We start from the raw sequence: 18,273 nt of genomic DNA, 5'->3' as shown, positions 1-18,273 counted from the left end.
GACCGTGACGCCGGACGACCGGCTGATCACACGGTAAAGCGCACCACCCCCGACGGGGTGGCCACCGCCTGGACGGGGTGGTCGTGCGGTTCCTCCGGGACCCGCGCGACCACCTCTTCGTCGTACAGGAGCACCACCAGCGCGGGATGCGCGCCGGCCCGCTCCAGCCGCGCGAGCACCCGGTCGTACGAGCCCCCGCCGCGGCCGAGCCGCATCCCGCGCCCGTCCACCGCGAGCCCGGGCAGCAGCACGGCGTCGACGCCGGTCACGGCCTCCGGGCCGAGCGGTGCGCCGGAGGGCTCCAGCAGCCGCATCTTCCCCGGGTGCGCGGCCTCGGCGAGGCTGTCCGGGCCCTCGTACGCGGCCCAGTCCAGGTCGTTGTCGGGCAGCAGCAGGGGCAGCAGCACCCGCTTGCCGGCGGCCCGCAGTGCGTCGAGCAGCTCGCGGGTGCCCGGTTCGGCGCCGACGGAGACGTACGCGGCGACCGTGTGCGCGCCGGCCAGTTCGGGCAGGGTCAGGGCGGAGCGGGAGAGCGCACGGGCCGCCGCGTGGCGGGCCTCGGGGGACAGGGCGCGGCGGGCGGCGAGGAGGTCCCGGCGCAGGGGGGCCTTTTCGGGTACGAAGGGGTGGTTCCCGGGCGGGTTCTCTACCACGGTCTCGTCACAATTCCTTTCACATATGGATCAAGTCGGGCATATTCATCGGAACCTCGCTGGGCCTCCGGTGTGACCCACTATCGTTCTGCCCATGACTCAGTCGCACCCAGTGATCAAGAAAGCCGTCATCCCGGCTGCGGGGCTCGGCACTCGGTTCCTCCCGGCGACCAAGGCGACCCCCAAGGAAATGCTCCCGGTCGTGGACAAGCCGGCCATCCAGTACGTCGTCGAGGAGGCCGTCTCGGCCGGCCTGGACGACGTACTCATGATCACCGGCCGTAACAAGCGGGCCCTGGAGGACCACTTCGACCGGAACTACGAGCTCGAATCGGCTCTGATCGCCAAGGGTGACGACGACCGGCTGAAGAAGGTCCAGGAGTCGAGCGACCTGGCCACCATGCATTACGTCCGCCAGGGCGACCCGCGCGGCCTCGGCCACGCCGTCCTGTGCGCGGAGCCGCACGTGGGCGACGAGCCCTTTGCCGTCCTCCTCGGCGACGACCTGATCGACCCGCGCGACCCGCTGCTGCGGCAGATGGTCGACGTCCACGCGCGCACCGGCGGCACCGTCATCGCGCTGATGGAGGTCGACCCGTCCAGCGTGCACCTCTACGGCTGCGCCGCCGTCGAGCCGACCGGCGAGGACGGCGTCGTCCGGATCACCGGACTCGTCGAGAAGCCGGAGCCCGCCGAGGCGCCCAGCAACTACGCGGTCATCGGACGCTATGTCCTCCACCCGGCGATCTTCGGCATACTGCGGGAGACCGAGCCGGGCCGCGGTGGGGAGATCCAGCTCACCGACGCCCTGCAGAAGCTGGCCGCCGACGAGAGCGTGGGCGGCCCGGTGCACGGCGTGGTCTTCCGCGGCCGCCGCTACGACACCGGGGACCGGGGTGACTACCTGCGGGCCATCGTCCGACTCGCGTGCGAACGTGAGGACCTGGGCCCGGAGTTCCGCACCTGGCTTCACCGTTACGTCACGGAGGAGATGTAGCACCTTGAGCAGTTCCGCACCGCAGGACACCGGCCGGCACCGTCTGTGGTCGGTGGACGAGCACCTCGCGGACGTACTCGCCGCCGTCCGGCCGCTGGAGCCCATCGAGCTCCAGCTGCTGGACGCCCAGGGCTGTGTCCTGGTCGAGGACGTCACCGTGCCCGTCGCCCTGCCGCCCTTCGACAACAGCTCGATGGACGGGTACGCCGTCCGCACGGCCGACGTCCAGGGTGCGAGCGAGGAGTTCCCCGCGGTGCTCGCCGTCATCGGCGACGTGGCGGCGGGCAGCGGCGAGCTGCCCACCGTCGGCCCCGGCCAGGCCGCCCGCATCATGACCGGAGCCCCGCTGCCGCCCGGCGCGGAAGCCGTCGTACCGGTCGAGTGGACCGACGGCGGCACGGGCGGCGGCGCAGCCGCCGGTATGACCCCGGCCAGCGCCGCCCCCGAGGGCGCGGCCGGCGAGGTACGCGTCCACCGCGCGGCGGAGGCCCGGGCGCACGTCCGCTCGCGCGGCAGCGACGTACAGGCCGGCGACCTGGCGCTCGCCGCCGGCACCGTCCTCGGCCCGCCGCAGATCGCGCTGCTGGCGGCGATCGGACGCGGCACCGTACGGGTCCGGCCGCGCCCGCGCGTGGTCGTCATGTCCACCGGCAGCGAGCTGGTACAGCCGGGTGAGGCGCTGTCCGCCGGGACGATCTACGACTCGAACAGCTTCGCGCTGGCCGCCGCCGCGCGCGACGCCGGCGCCATCGCCTACCGCGTCGGCGCGGTCGCCGACGACGCCGACACCCTGCGCTCCACCATTGAGGACCAGCTGATCCGGGCCGACCTGCTCGTCACGACGGGCGGGGTCTCCGTCGGCGCGTACGACGTGGTCAAGGAGGCCCTGACCGCCGCCGGCTCCGGCGACGGCGGCGAGCCCTCCGGCAGCGTCGACTTCCGCAAGCTCGCCATGCAGCCCGGCAAGCCGCAGGGCTTCGGGACCGTCGGCCCCGACCACACCCCGCTGCTGGCCCTGCCCGGCAACCCGGTGTCCTCGTACGTCTCCTTCGAGCTGTTCGTGCGCCCCGCGATCCGGGCGCTCATGGGCCTGCCGGAGTCCGAGGTGTCCCGGCCCAGCGTGCGCGCCGTGCTCAAGGCCGACGAGCCGCTCGGCTCCCCGGCGGCCCGCCGCCAGTTCCTGCGCGGCAAGTACGACGCCGAGGCCGGCACCGTCACCCCGGTCGGCGGATCCGGCTCGCACCTGATCGCCGCGCTCGCGCACGCCGACTCGCTGATGGTCGTACCGGAGGACGTCACCTCGGTGGAGCCCGGGGCCGAGCTGGAAGTGATCCTGCTCGGCTGAGCGGCGGCCAGTGCGGGTAGCGTGTTGCATCACACAGGCCCCAGGCTCCAGGGGGCCCGGAGCGGGAGCGGCACGCAGACATGAGTACGCAGAGCAGGCTGACGCACATCGACGAGGCCGGCGCGGCCCGGATGGTCGACGTGTCCGAGAAGGACGTCACCACCAGGACGGCGCGCGCCAGCGGACGCGTCCTCGTTTCGCCGCGGGTGATCGAGCTGCTGCGCGGCGAGGGCGTGCCGAAGGGCGACGCCCTCGCCACCGCGCGGATCGCCGGGATCATGGGGGCCAAGAAGACCCCCGACCTGATCCCGCTCTGCCACCCGCTGGCGGTCTCCGGGGTGAAGGTGGAGCTGGAGGTCGCCGACGACGCCGTCGAGATCCTCGCCACCGTCAAGACCGCCGACCGTACGGGCGTCGAGATGGAGGCGCTGACCGCGGTCGCCGTCGCCGGCCTCACCGTCATCGACATGGTGAAGGCCGTCGACAAGGGCGCGGTCATCACCGACGTACGGGTGGAGGAGAAGACCGGCGGAAAGTCCGGCGACTGGACCCGCGCGTGACCCCCCCGCGCGGCGGCGAGGTCCACAGCCACAGCCACACCCACAGCCAGGTGACGGCGTCGGCGGACGCGGCCGCGCAGCCTCCGGTGGGGCGCGCCCTGGTCGTCACCGCCTCGAACCGGGCCTCGCAGGGCGTGTACGCCGACAAGGGCGGCCCGCTGCTGGCCGAGGCGCTGGAGAAGCTCGGCTTCACGGTGGACGGCCCGCGCGTGGTGCCGGACGGCGACCCCGTCGAGCGGGCGCTGCGCGAGGGCGTGGCCGGCGGCTACGACGTCATCCTGACCACCGGCGGCACCGGCATCTCGCCGACCGACCGGACCCCGGACGCCACCGCCCGCGTGCTGGACTACGAGGTCCCGGGCATCCCGCAGGCCATCCGCGCGGAGGGCCTGGCCAAGGTGCCCACCGCCGCCCTGTCGCGGGGCCTGGCGGGCGTGGCCGGCCGCACCCTGATCGTGAACCTGCCCGGTTCCACGGGCGGGGTGAAGGACGGCCTCGCCGTGCTGTCGCGGATCCTGCCCCACGCCGTCGACCAGCTCCGGGGCGGCGACCACCCCAGACCTGACGCGGCGCCCGGGAGCCCGAGCTGAACGGCCCCTCCTGGCCGGTGGTGCTGGCGGACGGCGATGTCACGCTCCGGCCGATAAAGCTGCGGGACCAGCGCGCCTGGCGCGAGGTCAACCAGCGCAACCGCGACTGGCTGCGGCCGTGGGAGGCGACGATCCCGCCGCCCGCGCCGTGGGGGCCGGTGATCCACCGGCCGACGTACCGGCAGATGGTGCGCCATCTGCGGGCCGAGGCGAACGCGGGCCGGATGCTGCCCTTCGTCATCGAGTACCAGGGGCGGCTGGTCGGTCAGCTGACGGTCGCCGGGATCACCTGGGGCTCGATGTGCGCCGCCCACGTGGGCTACTGGGTGGACCGGGACGTGGCCGGCCGCGGGGTGATGCCGACGGCGGTCGCGCTCGCGGTGGACCACTGCTTCCAGAAGGTCGGGCTGCACCGGATCGAGGTGTGCATCCGCCCCGAGAACGGCCCCAGCCGCCGTGTCGTGGAGAAGCTCGGCTTCCGTGAGGAGGGGCTGCGGCCGCGTTACCTGCATATCGACGGGGCGTGGCGCGACCACCTGGTCTTCGCGCTGACGGCCGAGGAGGTCCCGCAGGGGCTGCTGCGCCGCTGGCACCGCACGCGCAGGCGGGAAAGCCCGCCGCCGACACCCACCCCGTAAAGCAGGTAATCGCAAAAGCGTTCGAATTGCTGGCCGATTCGCCCATAACCTGATCCGAAGAATCACAAAAAAAGTCGGTGATATCAGCCGGATCGTGCGACACACCGGCCCAATTGGCTGATCCCCCCGGGCGCGCCCCTCTACGGTGTGAGGTGTGAGCAGCAGCGGCCTCATCTACGCAGTCATTGTCGGGGCCTGGGCCGCCTACTTGGTGCCCATGTGGCTCCGGAGGCAGGACGAGCTGAACGAAGCGCGTCCGACGGAACGCTTCTCCACCGCCATCCGGCTGCTTTCCGGCCGGGCGGGAATGGAGCGCCGTTACGCCAAGGGGCTGCGTGAGCGCGGTGACGATCAGGCGGAGGCCCAGCCCCACGCGGACCCGGACGCGGCGACGGAAACGGTTAATTCCGTGGACGCCGACGCCCGGGCCGTCGGCGTGTCCCCGACCAGGGCCGAACCGAGATCGGCCGAGGCGGAGCGGGTCCGCCGGCAGCAGCGCCTCCAGGTGCTCGCGCGCCGTCGGCGCACCACGGCGCTCCTCTTCCTCGCCTTCAGCGGCGGCGCGGTCGCCGCGGCCGTCGGCGGGATCCGCTACCTGTGGGCCCCGGCCGTCCCGGCCCTGCTGCTGAGCGCCTACATCGTGCACCTGCGGGTCCAGGAGCGGCGGCGCTACGAGTTCACGATGGACCGGCGGCGCGCCGAGGCGGCCGCCCGCAGCCTGCGCGAGAACCGCTCCCAGCGCCACCGCGAGCAGCCCGAGCCCGCCGTCGGTGCAGGCGCCCAACCGGATCCCGCCCCGCCGGTCTCCCCGCAGGAGGCCGGGCGCCGGGCGCTCGTCGAGCAGACCGACCACGCCGAGTGGGTGGACCAGCAGCGCGAGCGCGAGCGCGGCCCGGCCCGCGGCGACAGCTGGGAGCCGGTACCGGTTCCGCTGCCGACGTACGTGACGGCCCCGGTCGCCCCCCGCGCCACCGGCCCCGTCAACCCGGACGGCTGGAGCGCGGCCCGCTCCAGCACCGCCGAGCCGACCGACCCCCGCCTGCGCGCCCAGCCGGCCGTACCCAAGCCGGACCCGGGCCCGCAGCCCGCCGCGCCCCGCCCCCGGGGCCGCGATCTCGGCCGCACGCCGCTCTTCGACCAGTACGAGAGCGACGACCGCCCGCGCGCCGCGAACGAGTGACGGGTGACCTGCGCGGACCTTCCGGACAACGCGTTTTGGAGCACCCGCGCGGGGATGCTAATGTTTCACACGTCGCAAGGGCCTGTGGCGCAGTCTGGTAGCGCACCTCGTTCGCATCGAGGGGGTCTGGGGTTCAAATCCCCACAGGTCCACAGACGACAGTTCTCGGATAGCTACCGGGAATCGTCACGAGATCCCGTCCGGTCGAAAGACCGGGCGGGATCTCGGCGTTTCCGGGGTCGTAGCCGAAACCCGCCGGGGACCCAGCCGGTTGGGCGGCGGGCGGACATCGCGACAATGGCCGCATGGTGAATGGGGACGGGGCCGTCGCGCAGGCGTGGGAAGCGCTGGGCGGGGCAGGCGAATTGGCGGGACGGGTGGGCTTCCATGGGCCGAGCGGGCTGGAGGGTCCGCTGCCGGTACGGGAGTTGGCGCGGGCCTGCGTCGGGGTGTGCGGGCTGGCGGCGGCCGAGCTGGCCGCCGTACGGGCCGGCGGCACGGCGCTGGACGCGGCCGCGGTCGTGGTGGACGAGGGGGCCGTGGCCACGGCGTTCGTCAGCGAGCGGCACCTGCGGGTGGAGGGCCGGGCGCCGGTGAGCTTCGCGCCGCTGTCCGGGTTCTGGCGGGCGGCCGACGGGTGGGTGCGGACCCACGCGAACTACCCGCACCACCAGGCGGCCCTGGTACGGGCGCTCGGCGTGCCCGGGACCCCGGAGGCGGTGCGGGAGGCCCTCTCCGGGCGGAGCGCGGCCGAGGCGCAGGAGGCGGTCTACGCGGAGGGCGGGCTCGCCGTCGCGGTCGCGCGGGAGTACGGGGAGCCGCAGCCGCTGGTGGAGTGGGTACGGGGGCCGGGGCGCGGCCGGCCGCCGGGGCCGGGCGCGCTGCCCGCGTCCGGGGTGCGGGTGCTGGACCTGACCCGGGTCATCGCCGGCCCCGTAGCGACGCGGACGCTGGGGCTGCTGGGCGCCGACGTGCTGCGGATCGACTCCCCGGGACTGCGCGAGGCGGACGACGCGCACGCGGACACCGGCTTCGGGAAGCGCTCCGCACTGCTGGACCTCGGCGACGCGGCGGACCGGGAGGTACTGGAACGGCTCCTCGGCACCGCCGACGTGGTGGTGACGGGGTACCGGCCGGGCGCGCTCGAGCGGTTCGGGCTGGGCGCCGGGGAACTGCTGGAGCGGTTCCCGCGGCTGGTGGTGGCACAGCTGTGCGCGTGGGGGTGGAGCGGGCCCTGGGCGGGGCGCCGGGGCTTCGACTCGCTGGTGCAGGCGGGGTACGGGATCGCCGCGCGGTGCGCGGGCGAGGACGGCTCCCCGGGGGTGCTGCCCGCGCAGGCGCTGGACCACGGGACGGGGTACCTCGTGGCCGCGGGCGTGCTGCGGGCGCTGGCGGAGGGCGGCGGCAGCGCGCTGCGGTTCTCCCTGGCCGGGACGGCGTCGTGGCTGGTGCGGGAGGTTCCGGCGGCGGGGGCGGCGGTGCCGGGGTACTCGCCGGAGCCGTGGCTGCGCGAGGCGGAGTCCGGGTACGGGGTGCTGCGGTACGCCGCGAGCCCCTTCGGGGACTGGGGGCGGGGGCCGTCCCGGTGGGGCGCGGACGGAGCCGGCTGGCTCGGCCGCTGACCGGGGGACGGCCCCGCGGGGCGGTCAGGAGCCGGCGGCCCGGAGCGGCTTCGTCATGCAGCGGCTGGACTCGTAGAAGCGGTAGTAGCCGAACTTCTCGGACAGGCCGTAGCCCGACGAGAGGTAGAGGGCGATGGCCTCCGGCTGCTTGTCGCCGGTCTCCAGGACCATGCGGCTGCGGCCCGCCGCCAGGGCGTCGGCCTCCAGCTCCGCCAGGATGCGGCGGGCCAGGCCCAGGCCGCGCGCCTGCGGGACGACGTACATGCGCTTGATCTCGGCGTCGCCGTCCGAGTAGCCCTCTTCGTTCTTCTCCTGGCCGCGCCAGGCGCCGCTGGCCACCGGGGTGCCGGCGGCGTCGTAGGCGAGCAGGTAGAGGCCGTTCGGCGGGAGGAACATCGCGGGGTCGAGGAAGGTGGCGTCGCCCTCGCCGTCGTAGCGCTGCCGGTACTCGACCTGGACCTGCGCGTCGAGCGCCGCCGCGTCCGGGTGGTCGTACGGCACGGCGCGGATGTTTATACCGTGAGACATTCGAATATCGTACGGATCCATCCCGCTATGGTGCAGGGATGCTCACCGTGACCTCCGTGAATGTGAATGGGATCCGCGCCGCCGCCAAGAAGGGGTTCGTGGAGTGGCTCGCCGGATCCGACGCCGACGTCGTGTGCCTCCAGGAGGTGCGCGCCGAGGAGGCGCAGATCCCGGCGGAGGCCAGGGAGCCCGAGGGCTGGCACACCGTGTTCGCGCCGGCCGCCGCCAAGGGCCGGGCCGGCGTCGCGCTGTACACGCGGCGGGAACCCGAACGGGTGCGGGTGGGCTTCGGGAGTGACGAGTTCGACGCGAGCGGGCGCTACATCGAGGTCGACCTGCCCGGCGTCACCGTCGCCAGCCTGTACCTGCCCTCCGGGGAGGCGGGCACCGCGAAGCAGGACGAGAAGTACCGGTTCATGGAGGAGTTCCTCGGCTACCTCGGGGAGCTGAAGGCGCGGGCCGCCGCCGACGGGCGCGAGGTCGTGGTGTGCGGCGACTGGAACATCTGCCACCAGGAGGCCGACCTCAAGAACTGGAAGACCAACCGCAAGAACGCGGGCTTCCTGCCCGAGGAGCGGGAGTGGCTGGGGAAGGTGTACGAGGACGCCGGCTACGTCGACGTCGTGCGCGGGCTGCACCCGGACGCGGAGGGGCCGTACTCCTGGTGGTCCTACCGGGGCCGGGCCTTCGACAACGACGCGGGCTGGCGCATCGACCTCCAGGTCGCGAGCCCCGGGCTGGCGGCGAAGGCCGTGAAGGCCTTCGTGGAACGCGCCGAGACGCACCCCGAGCGCTGGTCGGACCACGCGCCGGTGACGGTGGTCTACGAGCTCGGCGTCTGAGCGGCTACGGCGACGGCGGCTACGGCGCCTGAGGGGTCTGGGCGTCCTGAGGCTGCCCGGGCTCGGGCTCGGGCTCGGGCGCCTGGGCGCGCTGCTGGTGCAGGCGGTCCATCGCCATCGTCAGCTCCGCCTCGACCACGCTCTTGGCCAGCGGGCGCAGCCGCGTGACGGCCTCCCGCCCGAGGTGGGCGGAGATCAGCCCGGTGAACAGCGCCGCCAGCGCGTCCGCGTGCTCGCGCACCCGGCGGCCCGTCTCCAGCACCGCGGACAGCGGTACGCCTTCGCGGACCAGCGCCGAGGAGACGTCCAGCAGGCGCCGGCTGACGTGCACGATCTCCTCGCCGTCGGTGGCGACGTAGCCGAGGTCGAGCGCGGCCGCCAGGTTCTCCGGGGTGACCTCGCCCTCGAAGTAGTCGGCCAGCAGTTCGGGCGAGAGCCGGACCGGGGTCTCCTCCGACCCGCCGATCCCGAGCAGCTCGCCGAGCTGGCCGACGTCGCGGCCCTTCTCGAAGGCGGCGGTCAGCTCGGCGATGCCACCGAGGGTGTGGCCGCGGTCGAGCAGGGCGGCGATGGTGCGCAGCCGGGCCAGGTGCCGCTCGTCGTACCAGGCGATGCGGCCCTCGCGGCGCGGCGGCGGGAGCAGCTTGCGCTCGCGGTAGAAGCGCAGGGTGCGCACCGGGATGCCGGCCGCCTCGGCCAGTTCCTCCGTCCGGTACTCGCGCTGGTACTCGCGGTCCACGGGCTCCACTGCGGGCCGCGCCCCTCTCGTCGCCGGTCTGTCCACACCCGCAGCCTAGGGGGTGTCCTGTGGATCATGCCGGGCCCCGGTCCGCGGGGCGTCCACAGGGAGTACTCGCGGTAACTTTCCGGGCGCGACCCCTACCCATGGGTACGGAGCTGCTCTACCCTCCCGATTGTGCCAGTGATTGCTGGCAACGTTGCGGTTCGGATTGCGGTGCGGAAGGCGGCGGGCATGGGCGGCACGGTCGGCAAGGGCAGGAAGGTCGGCAAGGGCGCGCGCGAGCACGTACGGGTGGCGGTGGTCGGGTCCGGCTTCGGCGGGCTCGGCGCGGCCGTCCGGCTGCGGCGCGAGGGGATCACCGACTTCGTCGTACTGGAACGGGCCGGCTCCGTCGGCGGCACCTGGCGCGACAACAGCTATCCCGGGTGCGCCTGCGACGTGCCCTCGCACCTGTACTCCTTCTCCTTCGCCCCCAACCCCGACTGGCCGCGGACCTTCTCCGGACAGCCCGCCATCCGCGCCTACCTGGAGCACGTCGCCGACACCTTCGGGCTGCGCCCGCACATCAGGCTCGGCCACGAGGTCCTGATGATGCGCTGGGACGCGCAGGAGCTGCGCTGGGAGATCGAGACCTCGGCGGGCGAGCTGACCGCCGACGTCGTGGTGTCGGCGACCGGTCCGCTGTCCGACCCGAAGATGCCCGAGATCCCCGGGCTCGCCGAGTTCCCCGGCAAGGTCTTCCACTCCGCCCGCTGGGACCACGACTACGACCTGAGCGGCAAGCGCGTCGCCGTGATCGGTACGGGCGCCTCCGCGATCCAGATCGTGCCGGCCATCGCGCCGAAGACGGCGCACCTGACGCTCTTCCAGCGCACCCCGCCGTGGGTCATGCCGCGCACCGACCGCGCCATCGGCACCGCCGAGCGCTGGCTGCACCGGCAGCTGCCCTTCACCCAGTCGGCCCGCCGCGGACTGCTGTGGGGGATTCGCGAACTCCAGGTCAGCGCGTTCACCAAGCGGCCGAACCAGCTCGGGCTGATCGAATCCCTGGCCAAGGCCAATATGGCGCGCTCCATCAAGGACCCGGAGCTGCGGGCCAGGCTCACGCCCTCGTACCGGATCGGCTGCAAGCGGATCCTGCTCTCCAGCGAGTACTACCCGGCGCTGGCCCGGCCCGACGTGGACGTGGTCGCCTCGGGGCTCAAGGAGATCAGGGGCTCGGTGCTCGTCGCCGCCGACGGGACCGAGACCGAGGTGGACGCGATCGTCTTCGGCACCGGCTTCCACGTCACGGACATGCCGATCGCCGACCGGGTGGTGGGCGCCGACGGGCAGACCCTCGCGGACGCGTGGAAGGACGGGATGCAGGCGCTGCGCGGGGCGACCGCGGCGGGCTTCCCCAACTGGATGACGATCATCGGACCGAACACCGGCCTCGGCAACAGCTCGATGATCCTGATGATCGAGTCCCAGCTGAACTACATGGCGGACTACCTGCGCCAGCTCTCCCTCCTCGACGGCGGCAGGCTGGGAGGGCGCACCGCCCTCGCGGCCCGGCCCTCCGCCGTCAACCAGTGGAACCGGCGCGTCCAGGCGCGGATGGAGCGGACGGTGTGGAACACCGGCGGCTGCACCAGCTGGTACCTGGACTCCCAGGGCCGCAACACCACCGTCTGGCCGGGGACGACCGGGGAGTTCCGGCGCGAGACGCGCACGGTCGACCTGGCCGAGTACGAGGTCGTACGCGTCCGCGACCGCGAGCGCGGCCGAGTCCCGGCCCCCGCCGCCGCGGCGGCCGGCCCCGCCGCGGCCGCTCCGGCGAGCGCCGCCCCGGCCGCCGCCCCCGCTTCCGCCGGGGAGGGGGCCGCGTGAGCCGGCCCGGGCACGTCACCGCCGGGCGGTACGCGCCCCCGGCCGCGGCCCGCGAGCTGGTCGCCGTGTCCGCCGACGGGTCCCGGCTGCACGTGGAGGTGCACGGCGCGGAAGGGGCCCCGGCCGTCGTGCTCTCCCACGGCTGGACCTGCTCCACCGCCTTCTGGGCGGCGCAGATCCGCGACCTGGCCCGCGACCACCGGGTCGTCGCCTACGACCAGCGCGGCCACGGCCGCAGCCCGGCGGCCGCCGCCTACAGCACCACCGCCCTCGCCGACGACCTGGCCGCCGTGCTGGAGGCCACCCTGGCCCCAGGGGAGCGGGCGGTGATCGCAGGGCACTCGATGGGCGGCATGACCGTCATGGCCGCCGCCGGCCGCCCCGAGTTCGCCGAGCACGCCGCGGCCGCCCTGCTGTGCAGCACCGGCAGCTCGCGGCTGGTCGCGGAGGCGACCGTACTGCCGCTGCGCGCCGGGCGCGCGAGGACCCGTACGACCCGCGCCGTATTCGGCTCGCGCGCCCCCCTCGGGCCCGTCACGCCCGTCGCCCGCGCGGTGCTCAAGTACGCCACCATGGGCCCCGGGTCCGCGCCGGACCGGGTGGAGGCCTGCGCCCGCATCGTGCACGCCTGCCCGGCGGGGGTGCGCCACGCCTGGTCCGAGGTGCTGGCGGGGCTGGACCTGGACGCCGGGCTGGCCCGGCTGACCGTGCCGACCGCCGTCATCGCCGGCCGGGACGACCGGCTCACCCCCGTCGCGCACGCCCGGCGGCTCGCGGTGGCGCTGCCGCACTGCGTGGGCCTGACCGAACTCACCGGCATGGGGCACATGACCCCCGTCGAGGCCCCCGAGGCCGTCACCGGCGCCGTGCGCGAGCTGACGGGCCGCTACCTCGGCGCCACCTCCGAACCGTCCGCCGCATCCGAACCGTCCGCCGCATCCGCCGCATCCGCCGCATCCGCCGCAGAGAAGGAGAAGACCGCGTGAGCGCTCGCAGGAGTCTGGAAGGCCAGGTCGCCGTGGTCACCGGCGCCGCCCGCGGGGTCGGCGAACTGCTCGCCCGCAAGCTGTCCGCGCGCGGCGCCAGGATCGCGCTGGTGGGCCTGGAGCCGGAGGCGCTCAAGGAGGTCTCCGGGCGGCTGCACACGGACAGCGACCACTGGCACGCCGACGTCACCGACCACGAGGCCATGGCCAGGGTCGCGCGGGAGGTCAAGGAGCGCTTCGGGAAAGTCGACATCGTCGTCGCCAACGCGGGCGTCGCCGCCGGCGGTCCGTTCGGGGACTCCGACCCCGAAGCCTGGCGCCGCGTCATCGAGGTCAACCTGATCGGCGGGGCCGTCACCGCCCGCGCCTTCCTGCCCGTACTCATGGAGAGCCGCGGCTACTTCCTCCAGATCGCCTCGCTCGCCGCGATCACCCCGGCGCCGATGATGACGGCGTACTGCGCCTCCAAGTCCGGCGTCGAGGCCTTCGCGCACTGCCTGCGCGCCGAAGTCGGCTACAAGGGCGTCAAGGTCGGCGTCGGCTACCTCTCCTGGACCGACACCGACATGGTGCGCGGTGCCGACCAGGACGAGGTCATGCGCGAACTGCGCCGGCGGCTGCCGTGGCCCTCGAACCGCACCTACCCGCTGGGGCCGGCGGTCGACCGGATCGTGGCCGGTATCGAACGGCGCTCGGCGCACGTGTACGCGCAGTGGTGGCTGCGCGGCATGCAGGGCGCCCGCGGCTACCTGCCGGCGGTCGTCGCGGCGGCCGGGAAGCGCGAGATGAAGCGCTTCGAACCGAGGCTCGCCGAGGTCTCCAAGGGGCTCGTCGGGGCCGGCGGGGCGGCCGACGAACAGGAGCGTTCCGGGCACCGCTGATCGAAATGCGTGCTCTGTCCCCCCGTGTCAGTCTGGTCGAGGCCCAACCACCGACACCCCGTACGGAGTGAGAAGCATGGGTATCAAGGACCAGTTCCAGGACAAGGCCAACGAGATCAAGGAACGGGCGGAGCAGGCCAGGCAGGGCGCCAAGGACGAGATGTCCGAGCGCACCTCGAAGGCGAAGCAGAAGAAGGACACGAGCTCGAAGTCCAAGCCGCTCGACGACATCAAGGACGAGCTCGACGACCGGACCTGAGGTCCGGGAACGAACCTCAGGGCCTGACTGCTACCAGGCCCTGGCACACCGGCACACCCGGCGCCGACGCACACGGCGCCGTTGCACACAGCGCCGAGGGGCGCGATCCGCACCGAGGAGGTCCGGATCGCGCCCCTTCCGCGTTCCGCGTACACAGCGTTCCGCGTACACCGTGCGTTCCGCGTGCGCCTACTCCCGCGGCGGCAGCTTCGGACGCCGGCGGTCCGGTACGTCGGTGTAGCCGGGCGGCACGGCCGCCGGGTCCTGTTCCAGCAGCTCCAGCGCCAGGTTCACGGCGTCGTCCAGCTGGGCGTGCCGCCCCTCCGCCCAGTCGAGCGGGGTGCGCAGGATCGCGAGGTCCGGCTCCACGCCGTGGTTCTCCACCGACCAGCCGTACTCCGGGAACCAGGCGGCGTTCATCGGCACGGTGATCACCGTCCCGTCGCCCAGGGTGTGCCGGCCGGTCATCCCGACCACCCCGCCCCAGGTGCGCTGGCCCACCACCGGGCCCAGGCCCAGCAGTTTGAACGCGGCGGTGATCATGTCCCCGTCGGAGGAGGTCGCCTCGTCGGCCAGCGCCACGATCGGGCCGCGGGGCGCGTTGGACGCGTACGAGACCGGCTGCGCGTTGCGCGTCAGGTCCCAGCCGAGGATCGAACGGGTGAGCTTCTCCACCACCAGTTCGCTGATGTGCCCGCCCGCGTTGCCGCGTACGTCCACGATCAGGGCGGGCCGGGACATCTCCATGCGCAGGTCGCGGTTGAACTGCGCCCAGCCCGAGCCGCCCATGTCGGGGATGTGCAGGTAGCCGCAGCGTCCTCCGCTGACCTCGCGGACCACGGCGCGGCGTTTGGAGACCCAGTCCTGGTAGCGCAGCGGACGCTCGTCGATCAGCGGCACGACCGCGACCCGTCGCGCCCGGCCCTCGCCTTCGGCGGGCTGGAAGGTGAGCTCGACGGTGGTGCCGCCGGCCGCCGACAGCAGCGGGTAGGGGCCGGCGACCGGGTCCACCGGCCGGCCGTCGACGTGGGTGAGGACCGCGCCCTCGCGGATGCCGGTGCCCGCGAGCGGGGAGCGGGCCTTGGAGTCGGAGGACTCGCCGGGCAGGATCCGCTTGACCACCCAGCCCTCCTCCCGGTGCACGAGGTTGGCGCCGAGCAGCCCGATGGCCCGCTGGTAGTGGGGCGGCCCCTCGTTGCGGCGGGCGGGGGAGACGTAGGCGTGCGAGGTGCCGAGTTCGCCGAGCACCTCGCGCAGCAGGTCGGCGAACTCGTCCGGCGAGGCGACGCGTTCGACGAGGGGGCGGTACTGGCGCAGGATCGCGTCCCAGTCGATGCCGCACATCTTCGGCTCCCAGAAGTACGCCTGGATGAGCCGGCCGGCCTCCTCGAAGGCCTGGCGCCACTCTGCCGCCGGGTCCACCTCGTGCAGGATGCGCCGCAGGTCGAGGTAGACGGTGGAGTCGCCGTCACCCGATTCGGTGGCCGGCACGGCGCGGAGGTCACCGTCGTCGTTGACGACGAGCCGGGTGCCGTCGCCGCTGACCGCGAACCAGTCCAGTCCCGACGCCAGTTCGGTCTTGCGGGCCTTGGTCATGTCGAAGTGTTCCAGCGTCGGCTTGCCGCTGGTGTCGGCCGGGTTGGCGAAGGTCTCGCCGAGAGCGCCCGAGATCGGCCAGCGCAGCCAGACCAGTCCGCCGCCGTGGACCGGGTAGAGGGCCGAGTACTTCGACGCGGAGACGGGGAAGGGCGTGACCCGGTTCTCCAGGCCCTCCACCTCCACCGTGACGGTGCCGTCGCCCTCGCCGGACTCGCTCTCGACCGGGTCGAGCCCGCCCGCCGCGGGCCGGCCGTCGGGGGAGAAGGCGAAGGGGGAGGGGGTGGCCGAGGAGAGCGGCACCAGGTAGGGGCGGCAGCCCAGCGGGAAGGACAGGTCGCCGGTGTGCACGTCGTACACCGGGTCGAAGCCGCGCCAGGACAGGAAGGCGAGGTAACGGCCGTCCCGCGTGAAAACCGGGTTCTCGTCTTCGAAGCGGCCGTTGGTGACGTCGACGATGACGCGCGCGCCGGGACCGGAGATCTTCGCCATCTTGATCTGCCGCAGGGAGCGTCCGATGCCGGGGTGCGACCAGGTCAGCCAGCAGCCGTCGGGGGAGAAGGCGAGGTCGGTGACGGGTCCGTTGATGGACCGGATGAGCTCGGTGACCTCGCCGTTGGACTCCTCCGTCGCGTCGAGCAGCAGCAGCCGCCCGTCGTTGGAGGCGATGGCGAGCCGCTCCCCGTCGGGGTCGGACAGCAGTTCCGTGACGCGGCCCAGCTCGCCCGAGGCCAGCCGGCGGGGCTCGCGGTCGCCGGAGGCGCGCGGCAGGTAGGCGATCTCGATCGCGTCCTCGCCCTCGGCGTCGGTGACGTACGCGACCTGCCCGCCGCTGCCGAGCATCTCGGGCAGCCGTACCCGTACGCCGGGGGTGTCGGCGATGGTGCGGGCCGGCCCGTCGCGGTGGGTGAGCCAGTACAGGCTGCCGCGTACGACGACGGCGCTGGCCCGGCCGGTGGTGTCCACGGACAGCGAGTCGACGTTGCTCGCGGCCGGGACCTGGTACGTACGCCGCCCCGCGCGCGGGCCGCCGAGGCGGACCTGCAGCTTGCGCGGCGAGGCCCCCTCGGCGAGGGAGTCCACGAGCCAGATGTCGCCCGCGCACTGGTAGACCACGCGGGAGCCGTCGCTGGAGGCGTGCCGGGCGTAGAACTCGTCGTGGTCGGTGTGGCGGCGCAGGCCGGTGCCGTCGGGCAGGCAGGAGTAGAGGTTGCCGATGCCCTCGTGGTCGGAGAGGAAGGCGATCCGGCCGTCGACGAACATCGGCGATTCGAGGTGTCCCTCGATGTCCTCCAGGAGCCGCTGCCCGTGCAGCCAGAGCCGGCCGGTGGCGCCGCCCCGGTACCGCTTCCAGGCGGCGGGCTCGTGCGGGGGCTTGCCGGTCAGCAGCAGGCTGCGGTGCTCGCCGCCGGTGTCGGCGACCTGGATGTCGGAGACCGGGCCCCAGGGGAGGCGGCCGCCGGGGCTGCCGTCGGTGGGCAGCTTGTACGCCCAGGAGTAGTAGGAGAAGGGCTGCCCGTGCGAGGAGACGGCCAGGATGTTGCCGTCCGGGTCCCAGCCGCAGACCCGGGTGTCGGTGGAGCCCCAGTGGCTGAGCCGGCGGGCGGGGCCGCCGTCGACGGGGGCGAGGTGGATCTCCGGGTCGAGGCTGCGCCAGGTGGTGAAGGCGATGTGCCGGCCGTCGGGGGAGAAGCGCGGGTGGCCGACCCGGGTGCGGTCGACGGTGATGCGCCAGGCCCGGCCGGGCGTGTGGCCCTCGGGGACCAGGGGGGCGACCCAGAGGTCGTCTTCGGTGGCGAAACACAGCAGTTCGTCGTGGAGGTGCGGGAAGCGGAGGTACGCGACGTCGTGACTCACCCCCCAATGCTTTCCGTGCCGACGGGGCCCGGCAACTCGTACAGGTGACCAAGCGGCACCCGGGCGGGTGACGTGCGGGGTGCCCGTGGGGTGACGGCGCGGGCGTGACCCGTGGCGTGACCCACGCCACGCCGCTATCGAAACGGAACGGTTTCGTTTCGTTAGTTGTGGGGGTAGGCTCTGAAGAGTACGGAACCGTTTCGTTCGGAGGAGGTCGCGATGAAGGCGAGTTGCCGGGTGACCGACGTCATGTCGGCCCGTCGCAGCCGGATCACCCCCGAACGGGAAGCCGAACTCCACGGGGCGGTCCTCGACCTCCTGCGCGAGGTCGGCTACGAGGCGCTGACCATGGACGCCGTCGCCGCCCGTACGAAGTCCAGCAAGGCCACCCTCTACCGCCAGTGGGGGAGCAAGCCGGAGCTGGTCGCCAAGGCCCTGCGATGCACCCAGCCGGTCTCTCTGCGGGAGATCGACACGGGCACCCTGCGCGGGGACTTCGCGATGATGGTCGAGTGCTCCGACGACGCGCAGATGGCCAAGGACACCGCGCTGATGCGGGGCCTGGCCCATGCCGTCCACGAGAGCCCGGAGCTGCACCGGGCGCTGCGAGACCTGCTGGTCGACCCGGAGATCAACGGTCTCCAGGTGATGCTGCAGCGCGCCGTCGAGCGGGGCGAGATCCGGCCGGACTGCCCGGCCCTGGACTTCGTGCCGCACATGCTCATCGGGGCGTTCATCGCACTACCGCTGATCGAGGACCGGTCCGTCGACCGGGCCTTCCTCGGCCAGTTCATCGACGCCGTGGTCTTCCCCGCCCTCGGCGTCTGACGTCCCGCCCGGGTACTTCGCCCGGGGCCGGATCCCCGGCCGCACGACCGCGCGAAGTACAGCTCCCCAGAAGTACAGAACGTCCTTCCTGCTGCTCCTGACACGCCGCTCTCGTCGTCGGGCCGGCTTTCCACGCCCTGATCCGTCCCGGATCCATCCCACGACCTGAAACGGGAGAACCACGACGTGGCCACCTTCCTCTACCGGCTCGGGCGCGGGGGGGGGGGGGGGGGGGGGGGGGGGGGGCGGGGGGGGGGGGGGGGGGGTGGGGGGGGTGGGGGTGGGGGGGGGGGGGGA

The 18,273-nt window shown here is 73.6% G+C and carries 17 protein-coding genes and 1 tRNA gene; 14 read left to right on the top strand and 4 right to left on the bottom strand.

The window, feature by feature from the left end; translation table 11 throughout:
• Positions 1–26 precede the first annotated feature (26 nt).
• Positions 27–653, bottom strand: a complete 627-nt coding sequence (locus ACZ7IF_RS10110; protein ID WP_470966018.1) for a 5-formyltetrahydrofolate cyclo-ligase — start codon at positions 651–653, stop codon at positions 27–29.
• A gap of 94 nt (positions 654–747) precedes the next feature.
• Between ACZ7IF_RS10110 and galU the strand changes: the two genes are divergently transcribed.
• The 8 genes from galU to ACZ7IF_RS10070 all read left to right on the top strand — a co-directional run bounded on the left by galU (position 748) and on the right by ACZ7IF_RS10070 (position 7,585).
• Positions 748–1,650, top strand: coding sequence for a UTP--glucose-1-phosphate uridylyltransferase GalU (galU, locus tag ACZ7IF_RS10105; RefSeq protein WP_470966013.1), 903 nt, complete (start codon positions 748–750; stop codon positions 1,648–1,650).
• A 4-nt stretch (positions 1,651–1,654) separates the two neighbouring features.
• Positions 1,655–2,995, top strand: a complete 1,341-nt coding sequence (gene glp, locus ACZ7IF_RS10100; RefSeq protein ID WP_470966008.1) for a molybdotransferase-like divisome protein Glp — start codon at positions 1,655–1,657, stop codon at positions 2,993–2,995.
• An 80-nt stretch (positions 2,996–3,075) separates the two neighbouring features.
• Positions 3,076–3,555 carry a cyclic pyranopterin monophosphate synthase MoaC gene (gene moaC, locus ACZ7IF_RS10095; RefSeq protein ID WP_470966002.1) on the top strand — a complete coding sequence of 160 codons (480 nt, stop codon included), beginning with the start codon at positions 3,076–3,078 and terminating at the stop codon, positions 3,553–3,555.
• A 50-nt stretch (positions 3,556–3,605) separates the two neighbouring features.
• On the top strand, positions 3,606–4,145 hold the full coding sequence (locus ACZ7IF_RS10090; protein WP_470966781.1) for a MogA/MoaB family molybdenum cofactor biosynthesis protein: 540 nt from the start codon (positions 3,606–3,608) through the stop codon (positions 4,143–4,145).
• A gap of 17 nt (positions 4,146–4,162) precedes the next feature.
• The gene (locus tag ACZ7IF_RS10085) at positions 4,163–4,783 is read left to right on the top strand and encodes a GNAT family N-acetyltransferase (RefSeq protein ID WP_470965996.1); all 621 of its coding nucleotides are present in this window, start codon (positions 4,163–4,165) and stop codon (positions 4,781–4,783) included.
• Positions 4,784–4,937: 154 nt separating this feature from the next.
• A complete protein-coding gene (sepX, locus tag ACZ7IF_RS10080) occupies positions 4,938–5,963 on the top strand; it encodes a divisome protein SepX/GlpR (protein WP_470965993.1) in 1,026 nt (341 codons plus the stop codon).
• Between the two features lie 78 nt (positions 5,964–6,041).
• Positions 6,042–6,115, top strand: a tRNA-Ala gene (locus ACZ7IF_RS10075).
• Between the two features lie 153 nt (positions 6,116–6,268).
• Positions 6,269–7,585, top strand: a complete 1,317-nt coding sequence (locus ACZ7IF_RS10070; RefSeq protein ID WP_470965988.1) for a CoA transferase — start codon at positions 6,269–6,271, stop codon at positions 7,583–7,585.
• Between the two features lie 24 nt (positions 7,586–7,609).
• Here the strand turns inward: ACZ7IF_RS10070 and ACZ7IF_RS10065 are convergent, their stop codons facing one another.
• Positions 7,610–8,113 (bottom strand): GNAT family N-acetyltransferase, encoded by a 504-nt coding sequence (locus tag ACZ7IF_RS10065; RefSeq protein WP_470965984.1) that lies wholly within the window; start codon positions 8,111–8,113, stop codon positions 7,610–7,612.
• Between the two features lie 38 nt (positions 8,114–8,151).
• Between ACZ7IF_RS10065 and ACZ7IF_RS10060 the strand changes: the two genes are divergently transcribed.
• Positions 8,152–8,955 (top strand): exodeoxyribonuclease III, encoded by an 804-nt coding sequence (locus ACZ7IF_RS10060; protein ID WP_470965980.1) that lies wholly within the window; start codon positions 8,152–8,154, stop codon positions 8,953–8,955.
• Positions 8,956–8,974: 19 nt separating this feature from the next.
• Here ACZ7IF_RS10060 and ACZ7IF_RS10055 read toward each other — a convergent pair whose 3' ends face one another.
• Positions 8,975–9,694 carry a MerR family transcriptional regulator gene (locus tag ACZ7IF_RS10055; RefSeq protein ID WP_470966774.1) on the bottom strand — a complete coding sequence of 240 codons (720 nt, stop codon included), beginning with the start codon at positions 9,692–9,694 and terminating at the stop codon, positions 8,975–8,977.
• Between the two features lie 234 nt (positions 9,695–9,928).
• On the opposite strand from ACZ7IF_RS10055, the gene ACZ7IF_RS10050 reads away from it, so the two are divergent.
• From ACZ7IF_RS10050 to ACZ7IF_RS10035, 4 genes are all read left to right on the top strand, one after another.
• Entirely contained in the window at positions 9,929–11,569 is a 1,641-nt protein-coding gene (locus tag ACZ7IF_RS10050) for a flavin-containing monooxygenase (RefSeq protein WP_470965976.1), read from the top strand.
• A complete protein-coding gene (locus ACZ7IF_RS10045) occupies positions 11,566–12,555 on the top strand; it encodes an alpha/beta fold hydrolase (protein ID WP_470965973.1) in 990 nt (329 codons plus the stop codon). Before ACZ7IF_RS10050 ends, ACZ7IF_RS10045 begins: the two co-directional genes overlap by 4 nt.
• Positions 12,552–13,436 carry an SDR family oxidoreductase gene (locus tag ACZ7IF_RS10040; RefSeq protein ID WP_470965969.1) on the top strand — a complete coding sequence of 295 codons (885 nt, stop codon included), beginning with the start codon at positions 12,552–12,554 and terminating at the stop codon, positions 13,434–13,436. Before ACZ7IF_RS10045 ends, ACZ7IF_RS10040 begins: the two co-directional genes overlap by 4 nt.
• Positions 13,437–13,512: 76 nt before the next feature.
• Positions 13,513–13,695 carry a hypothetical protein gene (locus ACZ7IF_RS10035; protein ID WP_470965963.1) on the top strand — a complete coding sequence of 61 codons (183 nt, stop codon included), beginning with the start codon at positions 13,513–13,515 and terminating at the stop codon, positions 13,693–13,695.
• Positions 13,696–13,884: 189 nt separating this feature from the next.
• Here ACZ7IF_RS10035 and ACZ7IF_RS10030 read toward each other — a convergent pair whose 3' ends face one another.
• Positions 13,885–17,148, bottom strand: a complete 3,264-nt coding sequence (locus ACZ7IF_RS10030) for a S41 family peptidase (protein ID WP_470965959.1) — start codon at positions 17,146–17,148, stop codon at positions 13,885–13,887.
• Positions 17,149–17,397: 249 nt separating this feature from the next.
• Between ACZ7IF_RS10030 and ACZ7IF_RS10025 the strand changes: the two genes are divergently transcribed.
• Complete coding sequence (locus tag ACZ7IF_RS10025; protein WP_470966770.1) at positions 17,398–17,976, top strand: TetR/AcrR family transcriptional regulator; 579 nt, start codon at positions 17,398–17,400, stop codon at positions 17,974–17,976.
• Positions 17,977–18,273: the final 297 nt, after the last annotated feature.

Source organism: Streptomyces sp. NPDC037421, from assembly GCF_055602105.1.
This window is presented reverse-complemented; position numbering and strand designations above follow the sequence as displayed.

Bases quoted from the DNA above. Each gene is read 5' to 3' on its own strand.
- galU (WP_470966013.1), top strand. From the start codon at position 748: ATGACTCAGTCGCACCCAGTGATCAAGAAAGCCGTCATCCCGGCTGCG.
- moaC (WP_470966002.1), top strand. From the start codon at position 3,076: ATGAGTACGCAGAGCAGGCTGACGCACATCGACGAGGCCGGCGCGGCC.
- ACZ7IF_RS10070 (WP_470965988.1), top strand. From the start codon at position 6,269: ATGGTGAATGGGGACGGGGCCGTCGCGCAGGCGTGGGAAGCGCTGGGC.
- ACZ7IF_RS10065 (WP_470965984.1), bottom strand. From the start codon at position 8,113: ATGTCTCACGGTATAAACATCCGCGCCGTGCCGTACGACCACCCGGAC.
- ACZ7IF_RS10060 (WP_470965980.1), top strand. From the start codon at position 8,152: ATGCTCACCGTGACCTCCGTGAATGTGAATGGGATCCGCGCCGCCGCC.
- ACZ7IF_RS10050 (WP_470965976.1), top strand. From the start codon at position 9,929: ATGGGCGGCACGGTCGGCAAGGGCAGGAAGGTCGGCAAGGGCGCGCGC.
- ACZ7IF_RS10035 (WP_470965963.1), top strand. From the start codon at position 13,513: ATGGGTATCAAGGACCAGTTCCAGGACAAGGCCAACGAGATCAAGGAA.
- ACZ7IF_RS10025 (WP_470966770.1), top strand. From the start codon at position 17,398: ATGTCGGCCCGTCGCAGCCGGATCACCCCCGAACGGGAAGCCGAACTC.